We start from the raw sequence: 26,066 nt of genomic DNA on the forward strand, positions 1-26,066 counted from the left end.
GATGGAAAAAGAGCAACTGATAGAGATCGCCAATACCGTGATGCCCTTTGGCAAATATAAAGGGCGTCGGCTGATTGACGTTCCGGAAGAGTATCTGCTGTGGTTTGCCCGTAAGGATGAATTTCCGCCGGGCAAACTGGGTGAGCTGATGCAAATCACGCTGCTGATTAAAACTGAGGGGCTGACTCAACTGGTTCAGCCCCTGAAACGTCCGCTTTAAGCCTTCGCGGCGCGGCTATTCTGCTGCGCCGCCTGTAATGCGTCCGTCTGGCGCTTATACCGACGCGCCAACACGGCGCATACCATCAGTTGGATTTGATGGAAGATCATCAACGGCAGCACCATCATACCAATCACCGAAGTCGGGAACAGAATATTGGCCATGGGGATCCCGTTCGCCAGACTCTTTTTCGACCCACAGAAGACAATGGTAATTTCATCGGCTTTGTTGAAGCCACATTTGCGTGCGACAAAGACGTTGATACCAATCACGATGGCCAGTAATACAAGGCTGACAATCACAATAAACAGCAGTGAACCGACGCCAACTTTGTGCCAGATGCCATTCACGACCGCTTCACTGAAAGCGGAGTAAACCACCAGCAGAATGGATGACTGGTCCGTTTTGGCGATCCATTTTTTATGGCGCGACACCCAGTCGCCAATCCATGGACGTAAAAGATGCCCAAGTACGAATGGCAGCAGCAGTTGCAGCATGATTTTCCCTACCTGCTCCAGGCTGCCCTCTGCACCATGCATATTCATCACCAGTCCGACCAACAGCGGAGAGAGGAAAATACCCAACAGGCTGGAGGCCGAGGCGGAGCACACGGCGGCGGCAACGTTACCGCCCGCCAGTGACGTAAAGGCAATTGCCGACTGCACCGTGGCAGGCAAAATACACAGGTACAGGAAACCCGTGTAGAGCATCGGATCAACGTTGACCGGTGCCCACCAGGCAAACAGGACACCCAGCACGGGGAAGACCACAAAGGTGCTGCACATGACCCACAGATGCAAACGCCAGTGGCTACCGCCGGCAATAATGGCTTCACGCGAGAGCTTTGCGCCGTGCATAAAAAAGAGTAGGGCAATGGCGGCGGTGGTTAGGCCTTCAAAGAAAGGAACAAAGCCGCCCTCTGCAGGGAAAAATGAGGCCAATAAAACAACGGTAATCAGCGTTATCGTGAACGGATCAAGAATACGAAAAAGTTTCATAAAGACTCCTGAAATTCGGTAGCAACATTTTGCGTTTTTCCGTTTGAGAAATAAAATTGATTTATTGCATCCATATATGAATCGAATCGATGAATTATTCTTTGCGTCAATTACGTATCTTTGTCACCGTCGCTCAGGCCAAAAGTTTTAGCCGGGCGGGGGATATCATCGGCTTAAGCCAGTCGGCGGTTAGTCATAGTGTAAAAGAGCTGGAAGGGCAGACGGGTGTCCGGCTACTGGATCGTACAACGCGCGAGGTGGTGCTGACGGAAGCCGGACACCAGTTGGCGGCACGGCTGGAACGCATTCTGGATGAACTGCACAGTACGCTGCGTGAAGCCGGGCAGGTGGGTACGCAGTTAACCGGTACGGTGCGGGTTGCTGCCAGCCAGACGATTTCCGCGCATCTCATTCCGCAGTGTATTGCGCAGAGCAACCAGCTTTATCCGGCAATCGATTTTGTCCTGCATGACCGGCCACAGCAGTGGGTACTGGAGAGTATTCGTCAGGGGGAAGTGGATTTTGGCATTGTGATTGACCCGGGCGCCGTGACCGATCTGCAGTGTGAAGCCGTACTGTCCGAACCGTTCCTGCTGCTGTGTCGCCATGATCATCCGTTAGCCCAACGTGAGTGGGTAAACTGGCAGGATTTGTACCACGAACGTCTGGTGTTACAGGATTACGCTTCCGGCAGCCGACCGCTGATCGATGCGGCGTTGGCCCATTTTTCCATTGATGCCAATATTGTTCAGGAGATTGGACACCCGGCAACGCTGTTCCCAATGGTGGAGGCGGGGATTGGCATCAGCGTGCTGCCCGCACTGGCGCTCCCCTTACCGCAGGGTAGCCACTTGCAGGTTAAGCGCCTGACGCCGGTTGTGGAACGACAACTGATGTTGGCGCGGCGCAAAAATCGCTCTCTCTCAACCGCCGCTCAGGCATTGTGGGACGTGGTGCGAATGCAGGCCAGTGAATTAACCGCCGGTCGTGCCCGCGATCCGTTGTATCAGATATAAATATCGACCTGATGTTGGTCGGAAGCCGTGTTGATGCCTTCAGCTTTTCTCTGATCGGCGCTTTGCTTTTGCTGCGACTCCTCGGCCTGCCGACGCAACAATTGATCCAACTGGGCTTGTAACATCTTGATTTGGGTCTGAATAAGTTCCTGCTGCTCGCGTTTCTGCTCAATAGTGCCACTGCTGTTGGGGATATCTTTGAGCTGCTGGGTTAGCTTGGTTATCTTTTGGGTGATTTGCGCAATCTGTGCGGAGATATCATTCCCGGCTGGTGCTTTTCCGCCGCTACTGCTTTGAACAGTTGGGGTGGAAACGTTGATAGTTGTCATACGGATTCCTCACGCCATAAAACATGAGTATCGGCATTAGTGAACAGAACTTCAGCGACAATACGGCCGAGCAGAGTTTAATAATAAAAATCCCAAATCTGCATGTATCTCTATTTCTGTGCCATTTCTGGCCCGAAAAAAATGTGATTTCAGGCTGGTTTAGTGCGACTCATCCATACCGATTTACTATCGGTTGTCGGGATAAACGGTATTGGTAATCGATTGCGTAGTCTCGCTATAACAGTGCGGTACGCGACATTATTTTCGACTACTCAGTATTAAGGACATCTCATGAGTCACTCTCTTTTCTCGCAAAATCCCTGGTACAGCGCCGACATCATTCGTAGTTGCAAACCCGATTTCACGCCGCGCGTAGCCTTTATTCTTGGCTCAGGCCTCGGCGCGTTGGCGGATCAAATCGAGGATGCAGTGGCCATCTCTTACGAGAAATTGCCGGGATTCCCTGTCAGTACCGTACATGGTCATGCCGGTGAGCTGGTGCTGGGAAATCTGGCCGGTATTCCAGTGGCCTGTATGAAAGGGCGTGGGCATTTTTATGAAGGTCGCGGCATGACGGTGATGACCGATGCCATTCGCACACTGAAGCTGCTGGGCTGTGAACTGTTATTTTGTACCAATGCCGCAGGCTCCCTCCGCCCTGAAGTTGGGCCGGGTAGTCTGGTTGCGCTTAGCGATCACATCAATACGATGCCGGGTACACCGATGGTGGGACTTAACGATGAGCGTTTTGGCGAGCGATTCTTTTCGCTGGCGAATGCCTATGATGCTGACTATCGTGCAATCCTGCAAACCGTTGCCGCAGAAGAAGGTTTCCCGCTGAGCGAAGGCGTATTTGTCTCTTATCCGGGGCCAAACTTTGAAACCGCGGCAGAAATCCGCATGATGCAAATCATTGGTGGCGATGTGGTGGGGATGTCGGTGGTGCCTGAGGTTATCTCTGCGCGCCACTGCGGTCTGAAAGTGGTTGCGGTGGCTGCCATCACCAACCTGGCGGAAGGTTTGGGGGATGTGAAGTTATCTCACGCGCAGACGCTGGCGGCAGCGGAACTCTCGCAGCAGAATTTTATCAATCTGATCTGCGGCTTTTTGCGCAAACTGGCCTGAATAATTAAAACATGACCCCGCTTGCGGGGTCTTACTTTTTTGGCAAGGAACGGAAAAATGGGTATCGCATTTCGCTTAAAGCTCATGTCGTTTTTGCAATATTTTATCTGGGGTAGCTGGCTGGTTACCCTGGGTTCTTACATGATTAACACCCTGGATTTTACCGGCGCGAATGTGGGTATGGTCTACAGCTCGAAAGGGCTGGCAGCGATTATTATGCCGGGCATTATGGGGATCATCGCCGATAAGTGGCTGCGTGCCGAGCGCGCTTATATGCTGTGTCACCTGGTGTGTGCTGGCGTGTTGCTGTACGCCACAACCGTTACCGATCCACAGACCATGTTCTGGGTGATGTTGGTTAACGCGATGGCGTATATGCCGACGATTGCGTTATCGAACAGCGTTTCATATTCATGCCTTGCACAATCGGGTCAGGATCCGGTCACCGCGTTCCCGCCAATTCGTGTATTTGGCACGATTGGCTTTATTGTGGCGATGTGGACGGTCAGCTTAATGGGGCTGGAGCTGAGCAGCGCGCAGCTGTATATCGCTTCAGGCGCATCGCTGCTGCTGGCTCTGTATGCGCTGACGTTGCCGAAAATACCGGTTGCGGAGAAAAAAGAATCCGCCACGCTGGCCAGTAAGCTGGGGCTGGATGCGTTTGTTTTGTTTAAAAATCCGCGCATGGCAATTTTCTTTTTGTTTGCCATGATGCTGGGGGCGGTGCTGCAAATTACCAACGTCTTTGGTAATCCGTTCCTGCATGATTTCGCCCGTAACCCTGAGTTTGCCAACAGCTTTGTGGTGAAATATCCCTCCATTTTGCTGTCGGTTTCTCAGATGGCGGAAGTGGGCTTTATCCTCACTATCCCGTTCTTCCTCAAACGTTTTGGCATCAAAACGGTGATGCTGATGAGCATGCTGGCGTGGACGCTGCGCTTTGGCTTCTTTGCCTTTGGCGATCCGTCCCCGTTTGGCTTTGTGTTGCTGCTTATGTCGATGATCGTTTACGGCTGCGCGTTTGATTTCTTCAACATCTCCGGGTCGGTATTTGTCGAGCAGGAAGTTGACTCAAGCATTCGCGCCAGCGCCCAGGGGCTGTTTATGACGATGGTAAATGGCATTGGCGCATGGGTGGGTTCAATCCTGAGCGGGATGGCAGTGGACTACTTTTCTGTCGATGGCGTCAAGGATTGGCAAACTATCTGGCTGGTGTTTGCCGCTTACGCGCTGGTCCTGGCGGTTATCTTTGCATTGTTCTTTAAATATAAGCATGAGCCTGAACGACTGGCGCAGAAATCACCGGCACATTAATGCTCCTTTAGCGGCGGGTTCTGATACCCGCCGTTTCATTTTCTGCGATGCAATGTGGTAACTTTGCGCATTATTCTTCACTCAGGAGCGCATTATCCATGGAACGCACGCACCGCATCGATCTGAAGCTACTGCGTTATTTTCTTGCCGTCGCAGAAGAACTGCATTTTGGACGCGCTGCTGCTCGCCTGAATATGTCGCAACCGCCGCTCAGTACGCATATCAAAGAGCTGGAACAGCAGCTCGGCACGTTGCTATTTATCCGTCATTCCCGCAGCGTGGCGTTAACCCACGCCGGAAAAATTTTGATGGAAGAATCGCGCAGACTGTTATCCAGTGCTAATCAGGCGCTGGCACGAGTGGAACAGATTGGTCGCGGTGAGGCAGGGCGAATTGAGCTTGGCGTCATTGGTACCGCAATGTGGGGAAAAATGCGTCCGGTGATGCGGCGTTTTCTGAAGGAAAATCCCAACGTTGAGGTGCAGTTTCGCGAGAACATGCCTGCCATGCAGATGACGATGCTGGAAAGACGTGAACTGGATGCGGGAATTTGGCGCATGGCTACTGAACCTTCTCCCGGATTTACCAGCCTGCGCTTACATGAATCCTCATTTTTGGTGGCCATGCCGGAAGAACATGCTCTTACCGCCTGTGGATCCGTACCGCTGGAAGCGTTGAGAAATGAATATTTTGTCACGATGCCCTCCATTCATACCGACTGGGCATTTTTACAGCGCGTTTGCCTGAGCGCCGGATTTTCACCGATGATTATTCGTGAGGTGAGGGAGCCGCAAACGGTGCTGGCGATGATTAGCATGGGGATTGGGATTACGCTGATTGCCGATAGCTATGCCCAGATGAGCTGGCCTGGCGTGGTATTCCGGCCGTTAGAAGAACGTATTCCGGCGGATTTGTATATTGTCTATGAACAGCAGCAGGCCACGCCAGCGCTGGAAAAACTGGTGGCGGCTTTGACGGTATGATGTCTGTGCCGGATGGCGACTAACGTCTTATCCGGCCTACGAGGGGAGTATTGTCAGTAGGCCTGATAAGCGTAGCGCATCAGGCAATTGTATAAATCGCAGATAGCAAAAAAGCGCCTTTAGGGCGCTTTTTTACATTGGTGGGTCGTGCAGGATTCGAACCTGCGACCAATTGATTAAAAGTCAACTGCTCTACCAACTGAGCTAACGACCCGAAGTGGTGGGTGATGACGGGATCGAACCGCCGACCCCCTCCTTGTAAGGGAGGTGCTCTCCCAGCTGAGCTAATCACCCACTTCTCAATTTCTTGTTCTACACGGCGGAGACTACGTAAAGTAGTTGGTGGGTGATGACGGGTTCGAACCGCCGACCCCCTCCTTGTAAGGGAGGTGCTCTCCCAGCTGAGCTAATCACCCCCGCTGTGTGGAGTCGCATTATAGGGAGAGTTGAAAATGAGTCAACGCATTTTCTAAAGAAATTGTTCGTTCGTCGTAAATTTAAACAAAACGATCGCAAAACAATCCATGTCGCATGATTTGTATACGAAAATGGCAAAGCGTGATGTTCCAACCCGATGAACATTGAGGAATCAGACCACAGTGATAGAATACCAGCCTGATAATCTTCCCTGGATTTGCCGGTTGTCGGCATCTTTATAAACGTAAGGCCATTTCATGAAAATCAAAACTCGCTTCGCGCCAAGCCCGACAGGTTACCTGCACGTCGGCGGTGCGCGTACTGCTCTTTATTCCTGGCTTTTTGCACGTAACCATGGCGGTGAGTTTGTGCTGCGTATTGAAGACACCGATCTCGAACGCTCCACGCCGGAAGCTATTGAAGCCATTATGGATGGCATGAACTGGCTGAATCTGGAGTGGGATGAAGGCCCGTATTTCCAGACTAAACGTTTTGACCGTTACAATGCTGTCATCGATGAGATGCTGGAAGCGGGGACGGCATATAAATGCTACTGCTCCAAAGAGCGTCTGGAACAGCTGCGTGAAGAACAGATGGCAAAAGGTGAAAAACCACGTTACGACGGTCGCTGCCGTCACGGTCACGAACATCACGCTGCTGATGAACCTTGCGTGGTGCGTTTTGCTAACCCGCAGGACGGGTCCGTTATTTTTGATGATCAGATCCGTGGGCCGATCGAATTCAGCAACCAGGAGCTGGACGACCTGATTATCCGCCGTACAGATGGTTCCCCGACCTATAACTTCTGCGTCGTTGTTGATGACTGGGATATGGAAATCACCCACGTCATTCGTGGTGAAGACCATATCAACAACACCCCGCGTCAGATCAACATCCTGAAAGCGCTGAACGCGCCGGTGCCGGTTTACGCGCATGTGTCGATGATCAACGGCGACGACGGCAAAAAACTCTCTAAACGTCACGGTGCGGTCAGCGTGATGCAGTATCGCGACGACGGCTACCTGCCGGAAGCGTTGCTGAACTATCTGGTACGTCTGGGTTGGTCCAGCGGCGATCAGGAGATCTTCACCCGTGAAGAAATGATCAAGCTGTTCTCTCTTGGTGCGGTGAGCAAGTCTGCGAGCGCATTTAACACTGAAAAACTGCAGTGGCTGAACCACCACTACATTAATGCACTGGCGCCAGAATATGTGGCGACGCATCTGCAGTGGCACATTGAGCAGGAAAATATCGATACGCGCGTCGGCCCGCAGTTGTCTGAGCTGGTAAAACTGCTGGGTGAACGCTGCAAGACACTGAAAGAGATGGCGCAGAGCTGCCGCTATTTCTATGAAGACTTTGCTGAGTTCGATGCCGATGCGGCGAAGAAACACCTGCGTCCGGTTGCGCGTCAGCCACTGGAAGTGGTTCGCGACAAACTGGCTGCTATCAGTGAATGGACCGCGGAAAACGTGCACCACGCGATTCAGGCAACCGCTGATGAGCTGGAAGTGGGCATGGGTAAAGTCGGGATGCCGCTGCGCGTAGCCGTAACCGGTGCGGGTCAGTCTCCGGCGTTAGACGTTACGGTGCATGCGATTGGTAAATCTCGCAGCATTGAACGTATTAACAAGGCGCTGGCGTTTATTGCTGAGCGTGAAAGTCAGCAATAAGACAGAGTGATCGATAAAAAAACGGCAGGGGCGCATCCTGCCGTTTTTTTTGCCTGTTATTCAGACTCATCAATGCCCAGACGGGTCAGGAAAGTGCGAATACCTTCGCGCGAAATATACATCGCCAGCTTTTCCTGTTCCGTTGGCGACATGTTATCCAGTGCGCTGATTATCTGACGGCAGGCGTGACTGCGAACCACGTGTGTATACTCGGCAAGCGGTTCTTCTGCCTGATAAAATTCCGGTACCTTGCGAAAAGCTGGAATATTGAGAAGAAACTCTCGGACGCCGGCATCAATATGAATAAGCCTTGCGCGACCACCTTTAACACCGGGAAACTTTTCGGTTGTCCAGTTTTGCTCTCTGATCCAACGATTGACGGTTTGTTTGGCGACACCGAGACATTCAGCCAGCTCTTCGGTGGTCATTTTACTGCGTAATTTTTTCATATTATTTGTTGTCGCGAATCCCTAAGCGTTGTAACAAACCCGTAATGCCTTCACGCAGGATCAGCGACGTAAACATTTTCTGTTCTGATGGCGTCATTTCTTTGGCGAGTCTTATCAGTAGAGCTTCGATGGAGGTGTCACCGGATAAAGATAAATTATCTGATAAGCCTTCCGCTGAACGCTCAGCGCTGCGAATGTATTCACGAACTTGTTCGGTAACATGAACCAGACGGGCTTTACCGCCCTGAACACCGGGTTTGGGTGAGGTAGCCCAACCTTCCTTGCGCACCCATTTATTGATGGTCTGTCGGCTGTATCCGGTCAGATTAGCAAGTTCTTCTGGCGTCATCCGTTCCTTGAACATAACGATTCCCTGAATGGTCGTGGGGTTAATTAGTGGCTCATTTTATAGCACCATTTTAGTAGAAACCGTGACGCGTTTAACTACTGAATGCGAGTTGTTGCGCAATGTTCTCCATTTGCCTGCTTTTTCAGCGATTGAATTCTATGAGTTAATTTTGCCGTTGACACACGCGAAGGGAATTCATATGATGCCGCCCGTCAACTCGACAAGCTTTACGTGACGGGGCTATAGCTCAGCTGGGAGAGCGCTTGCATGGCATGCAAGAGGTCAGCGGTTCGATCCCGCTTAGCTCCACCAAATTTAATCCCAATGAATTTGGTACGTAAACGCATCGTGGGGCTATAGCTCAGCTGGGAGAGCGCTTGCATGGCATGCAAGAGGTCAGCGGTTCGATCCCGCTTAGCTCCACCAAAATTGAAACCCTCGCTGAAAAGCGGGGGTTTTTTGCATTTGATTCCTGCCTGCGTTTCTCGTTTATTTGCTTATATTGCTGGATAACAGACATAAAAAAACCGGGGAGAATCTCCCCGGTTTGGTAACGGCTGTATTGATGTCGTCTTACAGCACCAGTGCTGCAATGGAAGCAGACAGTACGCTGACCAGCGTAGAACCGTATACCAGTTTCAGACCAAAGCGGGAAACCACGTTACCTTGCTCTTCGTTCAGGCCTTTAATTGCGCCTGCAATGATACCGATAGAAGAGAAGTTCGCGAAGGAAACCAGGAACACAGAGATAATGCCTTCAGCGCGCGGAGAGAGCGTAGAGGCGATTTTCTGTAGGTCCATCATTGCGACGAATTCGTTGGAAACCAGTTTGGTTGCCATGATACTGCCCACCTGCAGTGCTTCGCTGGACGGCACACCCATCACCCACGCAATCGGGTAGAAGATGTAACCCAGGATGCCCTGGAAGGAGATGCTGTAGCCAAACCAACCGGTCACGGTAGCGAACAGGGCGTTCAGGGCAGCGATCAGCGCGATGAAACCAATCAGCATTGCTGCAACGATAATCGCAACTTTGAAGCCTGCCAGAATGTATTCGCCCAACATCTCGAAGAAGCTCTGACCTTCGTGCAGATTGGACATCTGAATATTTTCTTCGCTGGCATCAACGGTATAAGGGTTGATCAGTGACAGAACGATAAAGGTGCTGAACATGTTCAGAACCAGCGCAGCAACAACGTATTTTGGTTCCAGCATGGTCATGTACGCGCCGACGATAGACATGGAAACGGTAGACATCGCCGTTGCTGCCATGGTGTACATGCGGTTGCGAGACATTTTACCGAGGATATCTTTATAGGCGATAAAGTTCTCGGATTGACCCAGGATCAGGGAGCTGACGGCGTTGAAGGATTCCAGCTTGCCCATACCGTTCACTTTGGATAACAGGAAACCAATCGCGCGGATGATTACCGGCAGAACACGGATATGCTGCAAAATACCGATCAGGGCGGAGATAAAGACGATAGGGCACAGCACTTTCAGGAAGAAGAATGCCAGGCCTTTATCGTTCATGCTGCCGAAGACAAAGTTAGTCCCTTCATTAGCGAATCCGAGCAGTTTCTCAAACATCTCGGAGAAGCCTCTTACAAAGCCCAGGCCGACATCAGAGTTCAGGAAGAACCATGCCAGTAACACTTCGATAACAAGCAATTGAATAACATAACGAATGCGGATTTTTTTACGGTCACTGCTTACCAGCAGTGCGAGTACCGCAACCACGGCAAGGGCCAGGACAAAGTGAAGAACGCGGTCCATATTTGCTCCAAATTTGAGGCAGATTTAGTTTTCGTGCACATTCTATGTAACAACAGTAAAGAAAACGAGATCAAACACACACTATAATAAGGACCTGTGACGAGATTCAAAATTAGTGATCGATGATACACTTCTGTTATGTTTAGTATGGAAGTGAAAAGTTATGTCACTGTGCTAATCTCATAACAATAATCAAACATCTTACCGGCATTTCTAAATTTCTTACCGTTCCATAGACAAACGCTATCAGAGAAATCAACTTCACCCATTAAAATGAATTTGATAATCATTCTCAATAGGCGTAGCTTGAAACATAGCAAAGGCTATGTTTCTGAGGCACTAAAATGACTAACGATCGCGTTGAGAGTAGCAGTGGGCGGGCAGCGCGCAAGTTGAAGCTCGCATTAATGGGACCTGCGTTCATCGCGGCGATCGGCTATATCGATCCAGGTAACTTTGCTACCAATATCCAGGCAGGGGCTAGCTTTGGCTACAAACTGTTGTGGGTTGTGGTCTGGGCAAACCTGATGGCGATGCTGATTCAGGTGCTATCGGCCAAGCTTGGCATTGCCACCGGCAAAAATCTGGCGGAACAGATCCGTGATCATTATCCTCGTCCAGTGGTTTGGTTTTACTGGGTACAGGCCGAAATTATTGCGATGGCGACCGATCTTGCAGAATTTATTGGCGCTGCGATTGGCTTTAAACTCATCCTTGGCGTTTCGCTGCTGCAGGGGGCTGTGCTCACGGGTATTGCGACATTTTTAATTCTGATGCTGCAGCGTCGCGGGCAGAAACCCTTGGAAAAAGTGATCGGTGGTTTGTTGTTGTTCGTGGCAGCGGCATACATTGTCGAGCTGATCTTTTCTCAACCGAACCTTGCGCAGCTGAGCAAAGGGATGGTTATACCGAGCCTGCCTAATTCTGAAGCGGTGTTCCTGGCGGCCGGTGTGCTTGGCGCCACCATCATGCCGCACGTCATTTATCTGCACTCCTCCTTAACCCAGCATTTGCACGGTGGTACGCGCCAGCAGCGTTACGCAGCGACGAAATGGGATGTGGCTATCGCCATGACGATTGCCGGATTTGTCAATCTGGCGATGATGGCGACTGCAGCAGCCGCGTTTCACTTTAGCGGGCATACTGGTATCGCAGACCTGGACCAGGCCTATCTGACGCTTGAACCGCTGTTAAGTCATGCTGCGGCAACCGTGTTTGGTTTAAGTCTGGTGGCGGCAGGGCTTTCCTCTACCGTGGTTGGCACGCTGGCGGGGCAGGTGGTTATGCAAGGGTTTATCCGCTTTCATATCCCGCTCTGGGTGCGCCGTAGCGTCACCATGATGCCGTCATTTATTGTGATTTTAATGGGGCTTGATCCCACCCGGATACTGGTGATGAGTCAGGTATTACTCAGTTTTGGTATCGCTCTGGCGCTGGTACCGCTACTGATTTTTACCAGCAACAGCCAACTGATGGGGGATTTAGTTAATAGCCGTTGGGTAAAACAGGTTGGCTGGGTGATTGTGGTGCTGGTCGTGGCACTGAATATCTGGTTGCTGGTCGGGACCGTGCTCGGATTGTAGCAGGGCTTTCATCCGCAGTGGTTACCCGGTCAAGCCGGGTAACCCTCATGATTATTTTTTATTTAAGTGGCTACGGTAGGTATCAAGTACCACTGCAACGATTATCACGGCTCCTGTTATAAAACGTTTTGTCGGTTCGCTTGCGCCAACTTGCGCCAGTCCCGCAGCCAGAACGGAAATGATCAACGCGCCAAGAAACGTACAGATAATAGAGCCACGTCCTCCCATCAGGCTTGTGCCACCAATCACAACTGCGGCAATCACCTGTAGTTCCATGCCAACGCCGCTATTGGGGTCGGCGGCTTCAAGGCGGGCAACCTGAAACAGCGAGGCCAGACCGGATAATCCCCCCATCAAGGCAAAGACTGCAATCTTATAGGGACCTGGATTTATACCTGATAATCGAACGGCTTCTTCATTGGTGCCAATACCGATCAAATGGCGACCAAATACGGTTCGCGTCAGCACCAGATGCCCGGCAACAATGACAACGATCGCGATAATAAAAGAAGGGGAGACGCCAAAGAGAATGGGGTCGGCTAAATAATCATAAATAGAACCGAGATACGCGGTCCGCGAGTCAGTTAACTGATACGCTGCTCCGCGGGCCATTTCCAGAACGCCCAGTGAGACGATAAACGCCGGAATACGCCAGGCAACGGTAATCAGGCCCGTTAGCGCCCCAACGAATGTGGCGAGTGCTACGCCTGAAAGCGCGGCCAGCCAGGGCGTCCAATGAAAATTTAAATAGGTGATGCTGACGACTGCAGCAGCAAGCGCCAGCAACGATCCAACGGAAAGGTCGATGCCGGCAATGATTAAGATAAATGTCATCCCCACCGACATGACGATTAAATCGGGGATCTGATTTGCAATAGTGCTGAAAGTGTTCATGCTCCAGAAATGAGAACTGAGGCATGAAAATAGGACGATCATTGCGGCTAACGCCCCGAGCAACCCGATATAGCTACTTAGGCCTTTCCATGACGTCGGTGTATTTCTTTTCTCTGCTGCCGCTTGTTTTGTCGCAAAATTGTTTTTCATTTTTTATCCCCGGCTACTCGCTGACAGTCTCTTCTGAATGCTGATAGGCCGAAAATGCAGCCGCTAAAATGCGATCCTGGCTCCAGTTATCACGTGTAAATGTGTTCACTAACTTGCCATCGGAAATGACCGCAATACGATCGCAAACCAGCATCAGTTCGCGTAGGTCACTGGAAACGACAACAACGCCTTTTCCCTTAGCTGTTAACGTATTCAGCAATTGATAAATATCTTGCTTGGCACCCACATCAATACCGCGAGTCGGCTCATCAAATAAGACGACTTCACAGTCTCGTTCCAGCCACCGGCTAATGAGAACTTTCTGCTGATTACCACCTGACAGGCTTTCCACGGCCTGTGAAGTGTTCGTTGTACGAACGCCTAAGCTTTTAATGTGTTTATTCGCTAATGTGGTTTCACTCAATGTGTTAACGACCGACAAATGGCTAATTTTGTCGCTGTTACCCAACGAGATATTTGCGGCAACCGACTGTGGTAACAGAAGCCCTTCACCTTTACGATCCTCCGTGACTAATGCAATACCATGTCGGATAGCCTGTGCAGGCGAACGGATCACCACCGGTTTAAGTGGCGTACCAATCAGTAATGTGCCACTGTCTATTTTGTCTGCGCCAAAAATAGCGCGTAGCAGCTCTGTCCTGCCAGAGCCGACAAGGCCACTAATGCCGAGCACTTCGCCACTGTGCAAGGTAAACGACGTGTCCCGAATGATTTTCCCACGCTTAAAATTTTCCACTTTCATAATGGGTTGACCTGCCTGGCGTCCACTTAAATCAAATGAACTTTCTAAATCGCGGCCGACCATCAACGAAACAAGTTGATCGCGGGTATAGCGTTTAATATCGTCCACGCAAACCAAATGACCATCACGTAGCACCGCGATGTCATCAGCAATCATCGCAAGCTCATCCAGTCGGTGAGAAATATAAATTATTGAAACGCCCCGGGCTTTGAAGAGCGCTATTTGTTTAAACAGCAGTTCGACCTCACGGCTACTGAGCATGGCTGTCGGTTCATCCAGAATCAGTACCCGGCTTTCACCAATCAGGTTTCTGGCGATTTCGATCATCTGTTGGTGACCAATACCCAATTCGCCCACCAGCGTAGTTGGATCGACCGATTGCAGCCCAACCATTGCCATCACCGGACGGGCCATTTCTGCTAGCTTTTTTCGATCGATCCAGCCGAATCGATGCGGAAGTTGTTCGAGAAATAAGTTTTCTGCAACCGACAACGTAGGCAGTAAATTGAGTTCTTGCATAACCATGCGAATACCCAGCTTTTCCGCCTCTTTTCGGTTCGCAGGTGCGTAAGGCTGCCCCTGATAAACCATTTTTCCGGTTGTTGCGTTGGTTAACCCGCCAATAATTTTTGATAACGTACTTTTCCCGGCACCGTTTTCTCCCGTCAGGGCCAGTACTTTTCCTGGATATAATGCTAGCGTTACATCCACCAGAACAGGTTCACTGTAGGTTTTACCTACCCCCTGTATTGAGAGGATTTCTTGCCCACTTTTCATATTCTGGCCTTATCCGGTAAGCCGCTCTGATACTCAATTGATGGCAGTACCACAGCGGCGCACTGTTTTCCGCTTATTGTTTGACGATCAGTTTTATTGGTGTTTCTACGTTGCTAGAGAGTTCACTCTGTTTTTTGCCATTTTTTAAGGCATCAAGGGCGGCATCAATACCAAATACAGCTTGTTGAGAGGCAAATTGGTCCGCAGTTGCTAAAACACGACCGTCATTTAACATTGGCTTAATCGCTTCGATATTGTCATAGCCGACAACCAGAACCTGTCCTTTTTTCCCGGCAGAGCGGATGGCAGAAACGGCACCTAATGCCATATTATCGTTATCGGCTAACAGTGCTTTGATATCAGGATACTCACTTAACATTGCCGCCGCGACCGCATTGGCGTTGTTAATTTCCCATTGGCCAGATTGCACAGAAACGACTTTCATGCCGCCCTGCGCCATTGCATTTTGGAAGCCCAGAGTACGTTGCTGAGAGTTGCTGGAGGTAGGGATGCCTTCAATAATACCAACCTGATCGCCGGCCTTAAGATGCTTCGCTAAATAATCGCCAATTTCTTTTGCACCTTTTTGGTTATCCGGGCCAACAAAAGGAATATTCAGGTTTTTATCTTTAAGCACACTGTCATCAAATTTGTTATCAATGTTGATGACAATAATACCTGCATCAATTGCTTTCTTAATGACCGGTACAAGGGCTTTCGAGTCTGATGGCGCAATGATAATCGCGTCGGCTTTCGAGACAATCATTTGTTCAACGATCTGGATTTGATTTGCCGTATCCGTTTCGTTTTTGATGCCGTTAGAAATCAAATCAAACTTGTCGGCATTTTTTTTCTGATACTCTTTTGCTCCGGTTTCCATGGTCAGGAAAAACTCATTTGCCAGTGACTTCATCACCAGCGCGACTTTAGGTTTATGCGTCTGAGTATCGGCGGCAAAAGCGGGGACGGTGAAAGTGGCGGAAAGCGCTAAACCGACTGTGGCACCGATAACACGATAAAACATTTTATTTTTCATGAAATTATCCTATAGGTGTAGGGGCTGAATGATGCTCTAAACAGCTACTGCATACGATGATAAACGAGTGAATTGTTGGGCATATTTGATGCACCTTTACGTTCAACTTTCAACGAGGCAAACGCAGAAGCGTACTGCGCTGCATTGATGAGTCCTTTACCGTTTGCAATGCATGCAGCCAGTGCCCCGGTAAAGGCATCGCCTGCTCCACTGGTATCGACGACGGCTGATTTATAGGCAGGAATATGAGTGAAAACTGTGCCATCAAAGATCAGACAACCGTCGCTACCTAACGTGATAATGACGCATTTTGCGCCTTGCACATAAATGCTCCTGGCGGCATTTTTGGCCGAATAGATATCAACAATGTTGATACCAGATAACGCTTCAGCTTCAATTTTGTTCGGCGTAATAATGTCAATTAAATGCAATATTTCTTTGATCTCTGAAACATAAGGTGCCGGATTCAGGACAACCAGCGATTTTCCGAGTTTTGCCTGCATGATAGCGAAACGCGTGATCGGAAAATTATTCTCCAGCTGAGTTAAAAAAACTTTGCAATTACGAATGGTATCAATATCCAATAGAATATCTTCCTGGGTAAATGTTTCATTAGCCCCAAGATCGATACTGATCATATTGTCACCTGTGGCACCTGAAACCCATACCATTGCAATGCCCGTGGATGACATTTCATTTTCAAAAAAAGAAAAAGAAGAAATTTCAGTATTGGTTAAATATCTTTTGGCTTTTTTTGAAAACTCATCGGCTCCTAACTTAACGGTAAGATGAACATTATTATTGATTTTAGCTGCGGCAACTGCCTGGTTTGTGCCTTTGCCTCCGGCATAAAAACGGGTTGCAGACGCTCGGATAGTCTGGCCAATCTGAGGAAATGTCGTCGTTTCAGAAACAATATCTATATTAAATGAACCAAGTATGTAAATGCTATCATCAATATAGCTGTTTTGCTTGGCATGAGCAGAAACCGATGTAATTTCTTTGTGGCTTTTGAACCCATTCAATATGGTGTTGGTGAAAGACTGCTCAAATAATGATTCATCAGGTGCGCTTTTTATTTGTGCACCGCCATGAAATAATGAGAAAAGACTATTCTGACTTAATTCATTTAAGTCATTACGGATCGTGCGAGTTGTGACAGATAATTCCTTTGCTAATTCGCTAACATAAACCTTCTTATCGGTTACTAGCTTAACCCGAATGGCCTTTTGTCTTTCTTGTTTTTTCATTAGCGCTCACCCCAGGTTTTATAATATTAAATTAATGTTAATATTTATCGCGCAAAGTTCAAAAAAAACACGATAAATCGGAATTTTTTTTTCCGATTTTGCGAATTTGTGAAATGAACAGGAAATTTACGGGAAAACAGGGGGGAGCGGATTTGACTGCTCGTCATCTGGCGATTGGCGAAGCGTGATGCAAAAAGGGCCTGGGTATAGACACAGGCCTTGGGTAACTCGATGATTTTTGTGAGCAGTACTCCCCGCATGATGGGGATTTGTTACATTAATGGCGGTGCCCGTGGCCATGTCCACGCCCGCGATGGTCATCGCGATCGTTCCAGCCTTCACGATAGCCACGCTCATAAGCTTTGCGCTTATCCCAGCCGCGATGATAGCCGTTGTCATGACGCCACCAACGATTTTTACGCCATTCATAATTATGGTGCCAGTAATCCCGGTCACGCCAGCGCCCACCGTCCCAGTAGTTGCCGTAGTTATCGCGATCGCCAATTTGTAATTTAATCGACGGCAGCAGGGTGATTTCGCCAGCGTTTGCGGCCAGCGGTGCAAAAGCCAATAACACTGCCGCCAGAATCAGTGACCTGAACATTCTTTCTCTCCTTCACGATCGAGCCGTAGCCGGCCTGTTAACGCAATATTACGGGGCAGTAAAGCCCCGTTTCATCGCCTTAACTCTTAAATCGTCAGAGAGCGCACTTTTTGTTAATAAATGTGTCTTTATTTCCATCAACCCAGGATGGCGTCGATCTCCGCACACTCTTCGGGAGATAAATGACGGTTTGCCAGCATGCCAACGGCATCTTCAATTTGTGCAGGTTTGCTGGCACCAATCAGTACTGACGTCACCTTATCATCGCGGAGAACCCAGGCTAACGCCATTTGGGACAGCTTTTGTCCCCGGCGCTCGGCCAGCGCATTAAGAGCACGGACTTTTTCCAGTTTTTGTGGGGTGATTTGGTCTGGGTTGAGAAAACGACTGGCGCTCGCTGCCCGGGAATCCGCCGGAATACCGTTCAGATAGCGGTCAGTTAATTGCCCGCCAGCCAGCGGGGAAAAGGCGATACTGCCCACACCTTTCTCCTGTAAGAGTGATAGCAGTCCCCTCTCAACCTCGCGCTCAAACATGGAATATTTCGGCTGGTGGATGAGACATGGCGTCCCTAAATCATCGAGTATTTCGATCGCCTGTCTGGCGAGATCAGTCGGATAGTTAGAGAGTCCTACGTACAACGCTTTCCCCTGACGCACAATATGATCCAGCGCGTTCATGGTTTCTCTGAGCGGAGTTTGGGGATCAGGGCGGTGATGATAGAAGATATCAACATACTCCAGTCCCATACGTTTCAGGCTTTGATCGAGGCTGGCAATCAGGTACTTGCGCGATCCCCAATCACCGTAGGGACCTTCCCACATGGTATAGCCCGCTTTGGTCGAGATTATCAGTTCATCCCGGTACGATAAAAAATCTTCCTGCAGGATGCGACCGAAGTTTCGTTCAGCAGAACCCGGCGGCGGGCCGTAATTATTCGCCAGATCAAAATGGCTGATCCCCAGATCGAAGGCGCGCTGTAATAAGGTCCGGCTGTTTTCGACCTGAGTGGTATCACCAAAATTGTGCCACAAACCCAGAGAGACAATCGGCAGTTTGAGCCCGCTCTGACCGCAGCGGCGGTATTCCATTGTGTGATAGCGATTTTCGTTAGCCTGATAAACCATGTCGCCTCCTTCCAGAACATATGTGTCTTTCAGTGTATACGGTTACACAATCGATTCTTCAAGGAAATTTAAATCGCCAAAACTGTACATCCTGCTTTCCACCTCCTTCGCAGCGACATTCCTGGACAGTCATCGCAGTTCTTCGATACTCAACATGAGGTTACCGTCAGAAGGATAGCTGTCATGCAAACCCCGTATTCCGTTGCTGATTATCTGCTGGACAGGCTGGCAGGCTGTGGCATTGACCATCTGTTTGGTGTGCCGGGCGATTACAATTTACAGTTTCTTGACCACGTCATTGAGCACTCAAGCGTGCGTTGGGTCGGGTGTGCGAATGAATTGAATGCGGCGTATGCCGCGGATGGCTATGCCCGGGTAGTCGGAGCGGGAGCGCTGCTTACCACTTTTGGTGTGGGCGAGTTAAGCGCAATTAATGGTATTGCAGGAAGTTACGCGGAATACGTTCCTGTCCTGCATATTGTCGGGGCCCCATGTCGCAGCGCTCAGCGTCGTGGCGAGTTAATGCATCACACTCTCGGCGACGGTGACTTTCAGCATTTCTACCGTATGCAACAGTCAGTGACGGTCGCCAGTGCAGTGCTGGATGAACAAAATGCCTGCTATGAAATTGACCGCGTGTTGCAAGCGATGTTAACCGAAAGACGACCGGGTTACCTGATGCTACCTGCTGATGTTGCGAAACAACCTGCTACACCACCGAGTGACATACTCATTGTTCCCTTGAGCGAGCCGGAAAGTAGTGTAGCTGCTGCGTTTCGCTATCATGCACGTGAGCAGTTGCTGGACAGTTCACGCGTGTCGCTATTAGCCGATTTTCTCGCGCTACGATTTGGCTTGCAGCCCGTTTTACAACGCTGGATGACGGAAACGCCGATGGCTCATGCCACGCTGTTGATGGGCAAAGGATTGTTTGATGAGCGGCATCCTGCGTTTGTGGGCACATACAGTGCGGGGGCCAGCAGTGATTATGTGCGTAAGGCGATAGAAGATGCTGATACGATTATTTGCGTCGGTACCCGGTTTGTTGACACGCTGACCGCCGGGTTTACGCAAAACTTACCTCCCGAGCGCACTATTGAGGTTCAACCCCATGCGTCGCGGGTTGGGGGAAGCTGGTTTAACATCCCGATGGAACAGGCGGTTACTACGCTACGGGAACTGTGCCTGGAAATGTCGTTTTCGCTTCCGCCTGAACGTCCTTGTGCCGGGCGTCTGCAGGTTGAGAAAGGCCCTCTGACGCAGGAAAATTTCTGGCATACGGTGCAACAGTATCTGGCCCCCGACGACATTATCCTTGTCGATCAGGGGACCGCAGCATTTGGCGCAGCTGCGCTGTCACTTCCTGCCGGGGCGGAGGTACTGGTCCAGCCGCTATGGGGGTCAATCGGTTACGCTTTGCCCGCTGCATTTGGGGCGCAAACAGCCTTCCCGCACCGTAGGGTGATCCTGATTATTGGCGATGGTGCGGCACAGCTCACCATTCAGGAATTGGGAACCATGCTTAGAGACGGGCAAACTCCTGTTATTTTACTGCTCAATAATGACGGTTATACCGTGGAACGTGCCATTCATGGTGCGAACCAACGATACAATGATATAGCCGGATGGAGCTGGACGCTGGTGCCACAGGCGCTAAGTCGTGAATGTCAGGCGGAATGCTGGCGCGTGAAGCAGGCTGTCCAACTGGAAGAGGTTCTGGCTCGTCTGGCAAAACCGCAACGCCTCTCGTTGATAGAAGTGGTGTTGCCGAAGGCTGACCTTCCAGAACTCTTGCGCACGGTGACCCGTGCGCTGGAATCCCGCAACGGGGGATAGCTACTTATCGGGACGGTCAGCAATCATCATTGGTTTTCCGGCTAAGAGCAGCCAGGCCGGAAGCATAACGATGCACAACAGCGGTAGTAGGGTGGTGTCCGGCACCACCACTGCCGCCATAAACAGGCTCAGCCATGCATCACGAGTGACGACCAGTACCAATCCCAGAATGGCGCAGGAGACCGTAATCGCGGCAGGAACGGCTTCGACATGGGCGTGCAGCATCAGCCCCAGCGCGACGCCAACGAATACCGCAGGGAAAATCCGCCCACCGCGAAAACCACTCGCTGCAGCCACAACCAGTGCAGCCAGCTTTATCACCGCCAGCATGAAATAGTCCGAGGCTCCCAGTGTCTGGCTAAATGCCATTTGCTGCATCTCATCCAGGCCCTTAAACAGGGTTAGTGGTCCTCCGATAACACCCAGAATACCGAGGATAAAGCCTCCAACGCCTAGGATCAGCACCGGGTATTTCAGGCGATGTATCAGATGGTGCAAACGAGGCAGGCACCACACGGCCACCATCCCCGCCGCGATAGCAATGGCAGCAACGACCGCGCCGCTGAAGATATCGACCAGATGCATCTGCGTATAGTGCGCGATAGGCAATGAAAAGTGGGGATGAAAGAACAGGCTGGTGGTGAGTGAACCTGCCGCGGCGGCCATTAACGGTGCGAACAGACGATCCCATAGGGGGACATCGTTGGAGCTGTTCAGCGTTTGCGAAAAGACCAGCGCAGCGGCAACCGGGGTACCAAATAGCGCCCCGATGGTGCCAGCAGAGGCGAGGATGGTCCAGTCCAGCTTTGCAATTCGCGGAAACATGCGGCTACCAATCGCCACTGCCAGCGCAATGTTAACGGTCATGATGGGGTGCTCTGGACCCAAACTGACGCCACCCGCGAGGCCAATTATCAGGGCGGCCAGCAGTCCGGGCAATGCAGACGTCGAAACGGGCATACCGATTAAGGGTTCGCAGGCTGGGTCAGGGCCAGCATGACCATGACTGTAGCGGATGATGAGCCCGACCATCACCCCGGTAAGCGTCAGCATAGTAATAATCCAGAATGGAGAATCCTGGGCAATACCGATGCTTATGGGCAGACGTTCCCACAAAAATTGCTGTAAAACGGAAGCCACTTTCATCACAGCAATCAGCACCAGGCTGGACGCTACACCAATCAGCAACGCAGGCGTTGATAGCAAGAGCATCGTTCTGGCTCGCGGATGGAGCATTTTCTATTCCTTAATGCAGAGTCATAGACGTAGTTTGCACAGCCTGCCCAACGGCATCGCTGCAAAAGGTGCTGAAACGATAAAGTAATTCTGTGACCTGGATCGATATTCCACGGGCATCAGCCTTCAGGGCGTTGTTGTTATGCCCCCATGAATTTACAGTGTGACAAAGATGTATTCTGACTTTAGCGGAGCCGTGGAAGAATGACAAAATATGCTTTAGTGGGTGATGTTGGCGGCACCAATGCGCGTCTTGCTCTGTGCGATATTGCCAGTGGCGAGATTTCGCAGGCGAAAACCTATTCCGGGCTGGATTACCCAAGCCTTGAAGCCGTTGTGCGCGTGTACCTGGATGAGCATAGCGTTAGCGTCAAAGATGGCTGTATCGCTATTGCCTGCCCAATAACCGGTGACTGGGTGGCCATGACCAACCATACCTGGGCATTTTCTATTGCCGAGATGAAAAAGAATCTGGGCTTTAGCCATCTGGAAATCATCAATGATTTCACAGCCGTATCAATGGCAATCCCAATGCTGAAAAAAGATCATTTGATCCAGTTTGGCGGCGCTGAGCCTGTCGAGGGCAAACCTATTGCGGTCTATGGCGCAGGCACCGGTCTCGGCGTGGCGCATCTGGTTCATGTGGATAAACGCTGGGTGAGCCTGCCAGGCGAGGGGGGGCATGTAGATTTTGCGCCGAACAGCGAGGAAGAAGCGATTATCCTGGAAGTGCTGCGGGCTGAGATTGGTCACGTTTCTGCGGAGCGCGTGCTTTCTGGTCCTGGGCTGGTAAATCTGTATCGTGCGATTGTGAAATCCGACGGACGTTTGCCGGAAAATCTGCAACCGAAAGATATTACGGAACGCGCCCTGGCCGATTCCTGTATTGACTGTCGCCGTGCACTGTCGCTGTTTTGCGTCATCATGGGCCGGTTTGGCGGCGATCTGGCATTAACGCTGGGGACGTTTGGCGGGGTGTACATTGCCGGAGGCATAGTGCCGCGCTTCCTGGAATTCTTTAAAGCGTCGGGTTTTCGCGGTGGTTTTGAGGATAAAGGGCGTTTTAAAGCCTATGTGCAGGATATCCCGGTATATCTGATTGTGCATGATAATCCAGGTCTGCTTGGTTCCGGCGCGCACTTACGCCAGACGCTGGGGCACATTCTGTAAGACTCGTGCCGGAAGGTTGCTCTTAGTTAATTCAGTTTAGCCTGTAGCATGCTCTGTACGCGAAGTGGTCGCGAGTTAATGGTTTAGTTAGCTCGCGACCTGTTATTGTCAGTGAGATGTCGTGCTTGTTGCGTTTTGTATCGGCAGTTTCCCGGCTCTCAGTAGCACCATCTCTTGCTTGCACAGCAGTACGACAGCCTGACGAGCCTTCATTCGACGGGAGGTGAGGGCTTTTTTCACCGTACGGCGATCCGCACCCATTTCCAGCATCTGAAAACATAACTGGGATAGCGCATGTCTGTATTTCATTGAAAATTCACTTTATTACGTTTTATAGCACCGGCAGTAGATCGCCATTTTACAACGATCCGCACGATCATGACTAATCGCACTATAAATGCATTAATTGCCTGAATTCTTTTACTTTGCTCCGGCTAACCGGGATTTCAAATTCCAGATCTTTTAATCGCAAAATATAGGTGTTGTTAAACCACGGTTCGATCTCGCGGATTTTGTTCAGGTTTACGCAGAATGAGCGGTGGCAGCGGAAAAAATGTGAAGCAGGCAGTTTGCTGCAAAATTCGGTGATGTTCATCGGCATGACATACGATTCGCGTCGCGTGTAGACGAAGGTCATCTTTTCATGGGCTTCAGCGTAGTAAATATCGTTGATTGGAGTAACGATGATCCGCTCGTCTTTGATCAGGTTGATCGTATCGTTTTCACGCATCACCGGGCTGGTAAGGGGGGTTCCTGTTTGCTGTTGCTGCCAGGCTGCCTCCAGTTTTTGCAACATGCCGACAATCCGTGATTCCTGGTACGGTTTCAGAATGTAGTCAAACGCTTCCAGTTCAAAGGCTTCAACAGCGTGTTCTTTCCAGGCAGTAATAAACACAATAAAGGGTTTATGCGCGAACTGACTGATGTTTTGCGCCAGCAGCACACCATCCAGTGACGGAATATTAATATCCAGAAAAATAGCGTCAACGCGGTTGTGCTGCAGGTATTTAAGCACATCCAGACCGTCGTCAAATGTGCCGACAATCTCCATCTGGCTGTGCTCTTTTATCAGCCAACTAAGTTCCTGTTGGGCCAGGAATTCATCTTCAACAATGATGACTTTCACAACTTAACTCCTGGTTAAAGCAATAATGTGGCCGGGGCTGCTGCAGGTGAGTGCTGGTTTGGCACGTAAAAAGCAATCTCTGTGCCAGGCTCAAGACGGCGGATATGTAGCCCTTCTCCGTACAGGAGTTTAACGCGGTGATGCACATTCAACAGGCCAATTTTATTGCCCGGCATTTCATTGGACTCAACGCGTTCAATGACTTTTGGATCGATACCATGACCGGTATCTCTGACGGCAATGCGCACCCGATTACCACATTCCGCCACGCTGATAGTGACCACACCTTTCCCTTTGCAGGGTTGGATCCCATGAACGATGGCATTTTCAACCAATGGCTGAATCAGCAGGCTGGGAATAAAACAGCTGACCTCTTCATCAATATCATAAATAACCGTCAACTTATCGCCAAAACGGGCCTGCTCAATGGCAATGTAATCCTTAATTTGATACAGCTCTTTCTTGATGTCGATCTGCTCATCATCTTTTAATTCAATATTATAGCGAAGATAGCGAGATAAATTAAAAATGAGCTGGCGTGCAGTGTCCGGGTTAAGCCGCACTGACGATGAGATCGCGTTTAACGCATTAAACAGGAAATGGGGATTTATTTTACTTTGTAGTGCCCGCAACTCTGCCTTATTTGCCATTTCACGTAGCTGCTCGGCACGGGAAACCTCAAGCTGAGTTGAGATAATTTGTGACAGGCCGATAGCCATTTCTTGTAATGAGGAGGTGATCTGGTGGGCATGGCAGTAGTAGATTTTCAGCGTACCGGTGACCACACCTTTTTCCCACAACGGTATTACCAGCATGGAGTGTATTTCCGGCGTGCGATGTGCTTCATCATTGTTCTTGATGATGATTTTTCCGTAATTTATCGCCTGCTGGGTGGTAGGGCTAACGAAATCATCGTTATCGCGGTAGTTCAGTTCGCCCACGCCGACATAGGCCAGAACGTGCTGGGTATTGGTGATCGCGACGGCATCTGCATGAATATCATGGCGAATAATCTCGCACACCTGGCGTAGCGACTCGCTATTGACCTGACGAAAAAGCGGCAGGGTTTTGTTAGCGATATCCAGCGCCAGTTTAGCCTGTTTTGCCGCACTGGCTTCTTTCTCTCCTTCCACGCTTTGTACCAGCATGACGATAAAGCCGATACAGACGCTGCCAAGGATCATTGGGATACCGATTTTCGAGACAATATCCAGCCCCAGTTCGGTAGTGGGGGCCCATGCGACCACCAGAATCATAGTCAATGACTCGCAAAGCATCCCGCCTAAAATACCGGCGCGCCAGTGTTGCGCCTTAGGGATTTTTCGGTTGATCCAACCTGCAATACAGCCAGCAAGGATACTGGTAATAAAACAGGGAAGGGCGGTAACACCTCCAATATCAATCAGATAACGGTGTGTACCCGCGATGAGTCCGGTAATGATACCGACCCATGGGCCGAACAGAATTCCTCCTGACATCACGGCAATAATACGCACGTTCACCAGTGAGCCTTCTACCGGTACACCAGACCAGGTGCTGAACAGTGCAAACATGGAGAAAATGGCAGTAACGGCGAGCAGCTCTTTCACCGAGTGGGCTGACTTGTGCAACAGTTCGCGGAACAGGCGGATACGAATCAGGAAAAACAGACAGAACAGCATCAGCGCTGCCCGATCAAAGACCGCCAGCAGCATATTGAATATTTCGTGCACAGGTGACTCTTGCGAAGGGGTTAAACCTCTATGATAGGTAACCTGAGGCAGGATGACCAGCATCCCTGTCAGCATGGACTAATGAGGAAAAACCACAATATTAAAAGGGGATTGTTGCATGATTGTTGTATTTACAATATCTCGCCAGAGAAG

The 26,066-nt window shown here is 50.2% G+C and carries 25 protein-coding genes and 5 tRNA genes; 12 read left to right on the forward strand and 18 right to left on the reverse strand.

The genetic code is table 11. From position 1 onward, the window contains the following. Position 1 precedes the first annotated feature (1 nt). Positions 2-220 carry a DUF3820 family protein gene (locus SK32_RS00825; RefSeq protein WP_048210989.1) on the forward strand — a complete coding sequence of 73 codons (219 nt, stop codon included), beginning with the start codon at positions 2-4 and terminating at the stop codon, positions 218-220. Here the strand turns inward: SK32_RS00825 and SK32_RS00830 are convergent. Further along, positions 217-1,218 (reverse strand): bile acid:sodium symporter family protein, encoded by a 1,002-nt coding sequence (locus SK32_RS00830; RefSeq protein WP_048210990.1) that lies wholly within the window; start codon positions 1,216-1,218, stop codon positions 217-219. The two genes, SK32_RS00825 and SK32_RS00830, sit on opposite strands and share 4 nt — an antisense overlap. Positions 1,219-1,307: 89 nt before the next feature. Between SK32_RS00830 and SK32_RS00835 the strand changes: the two genes are divergently transcribed. Continuing rightward, a complete protein-coding gene (locus SK32_RS00835; RefSeq protein ID WP_048210991.1) occupies positions 1,308-2,234 on the forward strand; it encodes a LysR family transcriptional regulator in 927 nt (308 codons plus the stop codon). On the opposite strand, the gene SK32_RS00840 is transcribed toward SK32_RS00835, so the two are convergent. Further along, positions 2,225-2,563 (reverse strand): FlxA-like family protein, encoded by a 339-nt coding sequence (locus SK32_RS00840; protein ID WP_048210992.1) that lies wholly within the window; start codon positions 2,561-2,563, stop codon positions 2,225-2,227. The two genes, SK32_RS00835 and SK32_RS00840, sit on opposite strands and share 10 nt — an antisense overlap. Positions 2,564-2,854: 291 nt before the next feature. Here SK32_RS00840 and xapA point away from each other — a divergent pair, with 291 nt between their 5' ends. The 3 genes from xapA (at position 2,855) to SK32_RS00855 (ending at position 5,985) form a co-directional block, all read left to right on the forward strand. Beyond that, positions 2,855-3,688 (forward strand): xanthosine phosphorylase, encoded by an 834-nt coding sequence (xapA, locus tag SK32_RS00845; RefSeq protein ID WP_048210993.1) that lies wholly within the window; start codon positions 2,855-2,857, stop codon positions 3,686-3,688. A gap of 57 nt (positions 3,689-3,745) precedes the next feature. Beyond that, on the forward strand, positions 3,746-5,002 hold the full coding sequence (locus tag SK32_RS00850; RefSeq protein WP_048210994.1) for a nucleoside permease: 1,257 nt from the start codon (positions 3,746-3,748) through the stop codon (positions 5,000-5,002). Between the two features lie 98 nt (positions 5,003-5,100). Further along, on the forward strand, positions 5,101-5,985 hold the full coding sequence (locus SK32_RS00855; RefSeq protein WP_048210995.1) for a LysR family transcriptional regulator: 885 nt from the start codon (positions 5,101-5,103) through the stop codon (positions 5,983-5,985). Between the two features lie 138 nt (positions 5,986-6,123). Here the strand turns inward: SK32_RS00855 and SK32_RS00860 are convergent. From SK32_RS00860 to SK32_RS00870, 3 genes are all read right to left on the reverse strand, one after another. Next, positions 6,124-6,199, reverse strand: a tRNA-Lys gene (locus SK32_RS00860). Positions 6,200-6,203: 4 nt separating this feature from the next. Continuing rightward, positions 6,204-6,279: transfer RNA gene (locus SK32_RS00865), tRNA-Val, on the reverse strand. Positions 6,280-6,325: 46 nt separating this feature from the next. Continuing rightward, positions 6,326-6,401: transfer RNA gene (locus SK32_RS00870), tRNA-Val, on the reverse strand. Positions 6,402-6,659: 258 nt separating this feature from the next. Here SK32_RS00870 and gltX point away from each other — a divergent pair. Beyond that, entirely contained in the window at positions 6,660-8,075 is a 1,416-nt protein-coding gene (gene gltX, locus SK32_RS00875; protein ID WP_048210996.1) for a glutamate--tRNA ligase, read from the forward strand. Between the two features lie 56 nt (positions 8,076-8,131). Here the strand turns inward: gltX and SK32_RS00880 are convergent, their stop codons facing one another. Both SK32_RS00880 and SK32_RS00885 read right to left on the reverse strand, forming a co-directional pair. Then, positions 8,132-8,524: a MerR family transcriptional regulator gene (locus tag SK32_RS00880; RefSeq protein WP_005130008.1), complete on the reverse strand. Its 393-nt coding sequence runs from the start codon at positions 8,522-8,524 to the stop codon at positions 8,132-8,134. A gap of 1 nt (position 8,525) precedes the next feature. Further along, complete coding sequence (locus SK32_RS00885) at positions 8,526-8,888, reverse strand: YfeC-like transcriptional regulator (RefSeq protein ID WP_003028277.1); 363 nt, start codon at positions 8,886-8,888, stop codon at positions 8,526-8,528. Between the two features lie 221 nt (positions 8,889-9,109). Between SK32_RS00885 and SK32_RS00890 the strand changes: the two genes are divergently transcribed. Both SK32_RS00890 and SK32_RS00895 read left to right on the forward strand, forming a co-directional pair. Continuing rightward, positions 9,110-9,185: transfer RNA gene (locus SK32_RS00890), tRNA-Ala, on the forward strand. 38 nt (positions 9,186-9,223) lie between these two features. Next, positions 9,224-9,299, forward strand: a tRNA-Ala gene (locus tag SK32_RS00895). A gap of 147 nt (positions 9,300-9,446) precedes the next feature. Here SK32_RS00895 and nupC read toward each other — a convergent pair. Continuing rightward, positions 9,447-10,649, reverse strand: coding sequence for a nucleoside permease NupC (nupC, locus tag SK32_RS00900; RefSeq protein ID WP_048210997.1), 1,203 nt, complete (start codon positions 10,647-10,649; stop codon positions 9,447-9,449). Positions 10,650-10,922: 273 nt separating this feature from the next. Between nupC and SK32_RS26640 the strand changes: the two genes are divergently transcribed. Together SK32_RS26640 and SK32_RS00905 are read left to right on the forward strand one after the other, a co-directional pair. Then, complete coding sequence (locus SK32_RS26640; RefSeq protein WP_418219455.1) at positions 10,923-10,997, forward strand: hypothetical protein; 75 nt, start codon at positions 10,923-10,925, stop codon at positions 10,995-10,997. After that, on the forward strand, positions 10,994-12,232 hold the full coding sequence (locus tag SK32_RS00905) for an Nramp family divalent metal transporter (RefSeq protein ID WP_048210998.1): 1,239 nt from the start codon (positions 10,994-10,996) through the stop codon (positions 12,230-12,232). The genes SK32_RS26640 and SK32_RS00905 overlap by 4 nt, the downstream gene beginning before the upstream one ends. Before the next feature lie 51 nt (positions 12,233-12,283). Here the strand turns inward: SK32_RS00905 and SK32_RS00910 are convergent, their stop codons facing one another. The 6 genes from SK32_RS00910 to mgrA all read right to left on the reverse strand — a co-directional run bounded on the left by SK32_RS00910 (position 12,284) and on the right by mgrA (position 18,833). Next, the gene (locus SK32_RS00910) at positions 12,284-13,276 is read right to left on the reverse strand and encodes an ABC transporter permease (protein WP_048210999.1); all 993 of its coding nucleotides are present in this window, start codon (positions 13,274-13,276) and stop codon (positions 12,284-12,286) included. A gap of 13 nt (positions 13,277-13,289) precedes the next feature. Then, positions 13,290-14,816: a sugar ABC transporter ATP-binding protein gene (locus tag SK32_RS00915; protein ID WP_048211000.1), complete on the reverse strand. Its 1,527-nt coding sequence runs from the start codon at positions 14,814-14,816 to the stop codon at positions 13,290-13,292. A gap of 73 nt (positions 14,817-14,889) precedes the next feature. Beyond that, on the reverse strand, positions 14,890-15,852 hold the full coding sequence (locus tag SK32_RS00920; protein ID WP_048211001.1) for a sugar ABC transporter substrate-binding protein: 963 nt from the start codon (positions 15,850-15,852) through the stop codon (positions 14,890-14,892). Between the two features lie 44 nt (positions 15,853-15,896). Beyond that, positions 15,897-17,102: a PfkB family carbohydrate kinase gene (locus tag SK32_RS00925; protein WP_048211002.1), complete on the reverse strand. Its 1,206-nt coding sequence runs from the start codon at positions 17,100-17,102 to the stop codon at positions 15,897-15,899. A gap of 277 nt (positions 17,103-17,379) precedes the next feature. Further along, positions 17,380-17,706, reverse strand: coding sequence for a DUF2502 domain-containing protein YpeC (gene ypeC, locus SK32_RS00930; protein ID WP_048211003.1), 327 nt, complete (start codon positions 17,704-17,706; stop codon positions 17,380-17,382). Between the two features lie 137 nt (positions 17,707-17,843). After that, complete coding sequence (mgrA, locus tag SK32_RS00935; protein ID WP_048211004.1) at positions 17,844-18,833, reverse strand: L-glyceraldehyde 3-phosphate reductase; 990 nt, start codon at positions 18,831-18,833, stop codon at positions 17,844-17,846. 183 nt (positions 18,834-19,016) lie between these two features. Here mgrA and SK32_RS00940 point away from each other — a divergent pair, with 183 nt between their 5' ends. After that, positions 19,017-20,669, forward strand: a complete 1,653-nt coding sequence (locus SK32_RS00940) for an alpha-keto acid decarboxylase family protein (protein ID WP_048211005.1) — start codon at positions 19,017-19,019, stop codon at positions 20,667-20,669. Here SK32_RS00940 and SK32_RS00945 read toward each other — a convergent pair whose 3' ends face one another. Further along, on the reverse strand, positions 20,670-21,905 hold the full coding sequence (locus SK32_RS00945; RefSeq protein ID WP_048211006.1) for an ion channel protein: 1,236 nt from the start codon (positions 21,903-21,905) through the stop codon (positions 20,670-20,672). It lies immediately after the preceding gene. 204 nt (positions 21,906-22,109) lie between these two features. Here SK32_RS00945 and glk point away from each other — a divergent pair, with 204 nt between their 5' ends. Continuing rightward, the gene (glk, locus tag SK32_RS00950) at positions 22,110-23,075 is read left to right on the forward strand and encodes a glucokinase (protein ID WP_048211007.1); all 966 of its coding nucleotides are present in this window, start codon (positions 22,110-22,112) and stop codon (positions 23,073-23,075) included. 108 nt (positions 23,076-23,183) lie between these two features. Here the strand turns inward: glk and SK32_RS24085 are convergent, their stop codons facing one another. The 3 genes from SK32_RS24085 to SK32_RS00960 form a co-directional block, all read right to left on the reverse strand. Beyond that, positions 23,184-23,384 carry a hypothetical protein gene (locus SK32_RS24085; RefSeq protein WP_075551355.1) on the reverse strand — a complete coding sequence of 67 codons (201 nt, stop codon included), beginning with the start codon at positions 23,382-23,384 and terminating at the stop codon, positions 23,184-23,186. Between the two features lie 82 nt (positions 23,385-23,466). Then, positions 23,467-24,201 (reverse strand): two-component system response regulator YpdB, encoded by a 735-nt coding sequence (gene ypdB, locus SK32_RS00955; protein WP_048211008.1) that lies wholly within the window; start codon positions 24,199-24,201, stop codon positions 23,467-23,469. Positions 24,202-24,215: 14 nt separating this feature from the next. Further along, positions 24,216-25,913, reverse strand: a complete 1,698-nt coding sequence (locus SK32_RS00960; protein WP_086523807.1) for a sensor histidine kinase — start codon at positions 25,911-25,913, stop codon at positions 24,216-24,218. Positions 25,914-26,066 lie beyond the last annotated feature (153 nt).

Origin of the sequence: Citrobacter sp. MGH100 (assembly GCF_001034465.1) — a bacterium.
GTDB classification, from domain to species: Bacteria; Pseudomonadota; Gammaproteobacteria; order Enterobacterales; family Enterobacteriaceae; genus Citrobacter; species Citrobacter youngae.

Coding starts and splice junctions, on each gene's coding strand:
- SK32_RS00825 (WP_048210989.1), top strand. CDS start 2: ATGGAAAAAGAGCAACTGATAGAGATCGCCAATACCGTGATGCCCTTT.
- SK32_RS00830 (WP_048210990.1), bottom strand. CDS start 1,218: ATGAAACTTTTTCGTATTCTTGATCCGTTCACGATAACGCTGATTACC.
- SK32_RS00835 (WP_048210991.1), top strand. CDS start 1,308: ATGAATTATTCTTTGCGTCAATTACGTATCTTTGTCACCGTCGCTCAG.
- SK32_RS00840 (WP_048210992.1), bottom strand. CDS start 2,563: ATGACAACTATCAACGTTTCCACCCCAACTGTTCAAAGCAGTAGCGGC.
- xapA (WP_048210993.1), top strand. CDS start 2,855: ATGAGTCACTCTCTTTTCTCGCAAAATCCCTGGTACAGCGCCGACATC.
- SK32_RS00850 (WP_048210994.1), top strand. CDS start 3,746: ATGGGTATCGCATTTCGCTTAAAGCTCATGTCGTTTTTGCAATATTTT.
- SK32_RS00855 (WP_048210995.1), top strand. CDS start 5,101: ATGGAACGCACGCACCGCATCGATCTGAAGCTACTGCGTTATTTTCTT.
- gltX (WP_048210996.1), top strand. CDS start 6,660: ATGAAAATCAAAACTCGCTTCGCGCCAAGCCCGACAGGTTACCTGCAC.
- SK32_RS00880 (WP_005130008.1), bottom strand. CDS start 8,524: ATGAAAAAATTACGCAGTAAAATGACCACCGAAGAGCTGGCTGAATGT.
- SK32_RS00885 (WP_003028277.1), bottom strand. CDS start 8,888: ATGTTCAAGGAACGGATGACGCCAGAAGAACTTGCTAATCTGACCGGA.
- nupC (WP_048210997.1), bottom strand. CDS start 10,649: ATGGACCGCGTTCTTCACTTTGTCCTGGCCCTTGCCGTGGTTGCGGTA.
- SK32_RS00905 (WP_048210998.1), top strand. CDS start 10,994: ATGACTAACGATCGCGTTGAGAGTAGCAGTGGGCGGGCAGCGCGCAAG.
- SK32_RS00910 (WP_048210999.1), bottom strand. CDS start 13,276: ATGAAAAACAATTTTGCGACAAAACAAGCGGCAGCAGAGAAAAGAAAT.
- SK32_RS00915 (WP_048211000.1), bottom strand. CDS start 14,816: ATGAAAAGTGGGCAAGAAATCCTCTCAATACAGGGGGTAGGTAAAACC.
- SK32_RS00920 (WP_048211001.1), bottom strand. CDS start 15,852: ATGAAAAATAAAATGTTTTATCGTGTTATCGGTGCCACAGTCGGTTTA.
- SK32_RS00925 (WP_048211002.1), bottom strand. CDS start 17,102: ATGAAAAAACAAGAAAGACAAAAGGCCATTCGGGTTAAGCTAGTAACC.
- ypeC (WP_048211003.1), bottom strand. CDS start 17,706: ATGTTCAGGTCACTGATTCTGGCGGCAGTGTTATTGGCTTTTGCACCG.
- mgrA (WP_048211004.1), bottom strand. CDS start 18,833: ATGGTTTATCAGGCTAACGAAAATCGCTATCACACAATGGAATACCGC.
- SK32_RS00940 (WP_048211005.1), top strand. CDS start 19,017: ATGCAAACCCCGTATTCCGTTGCTGATTATCTGCTGGACAGGCTGGCA.
- SK32_RS00945 (WP_048211006.1), bottom strand. CDS start 21,905: ATGCTCCATCCGCGAGCCAGAACGATGCTCTTGCTATCAACGCCTGCG.
- glk (WP_048211007.1), top strand. CDS start 22,110: ATGACAAAATATGCTTTAGTGGGTGATGTTGGCGGCACCAATGCGCGT.
- SK32_RS24085 (WP_075551355.1), bottom strand. CDS start 23,384: ATGAAATACAGACATGCGCTATCCCAGTTATGTTTTCAGATGCTGGAA.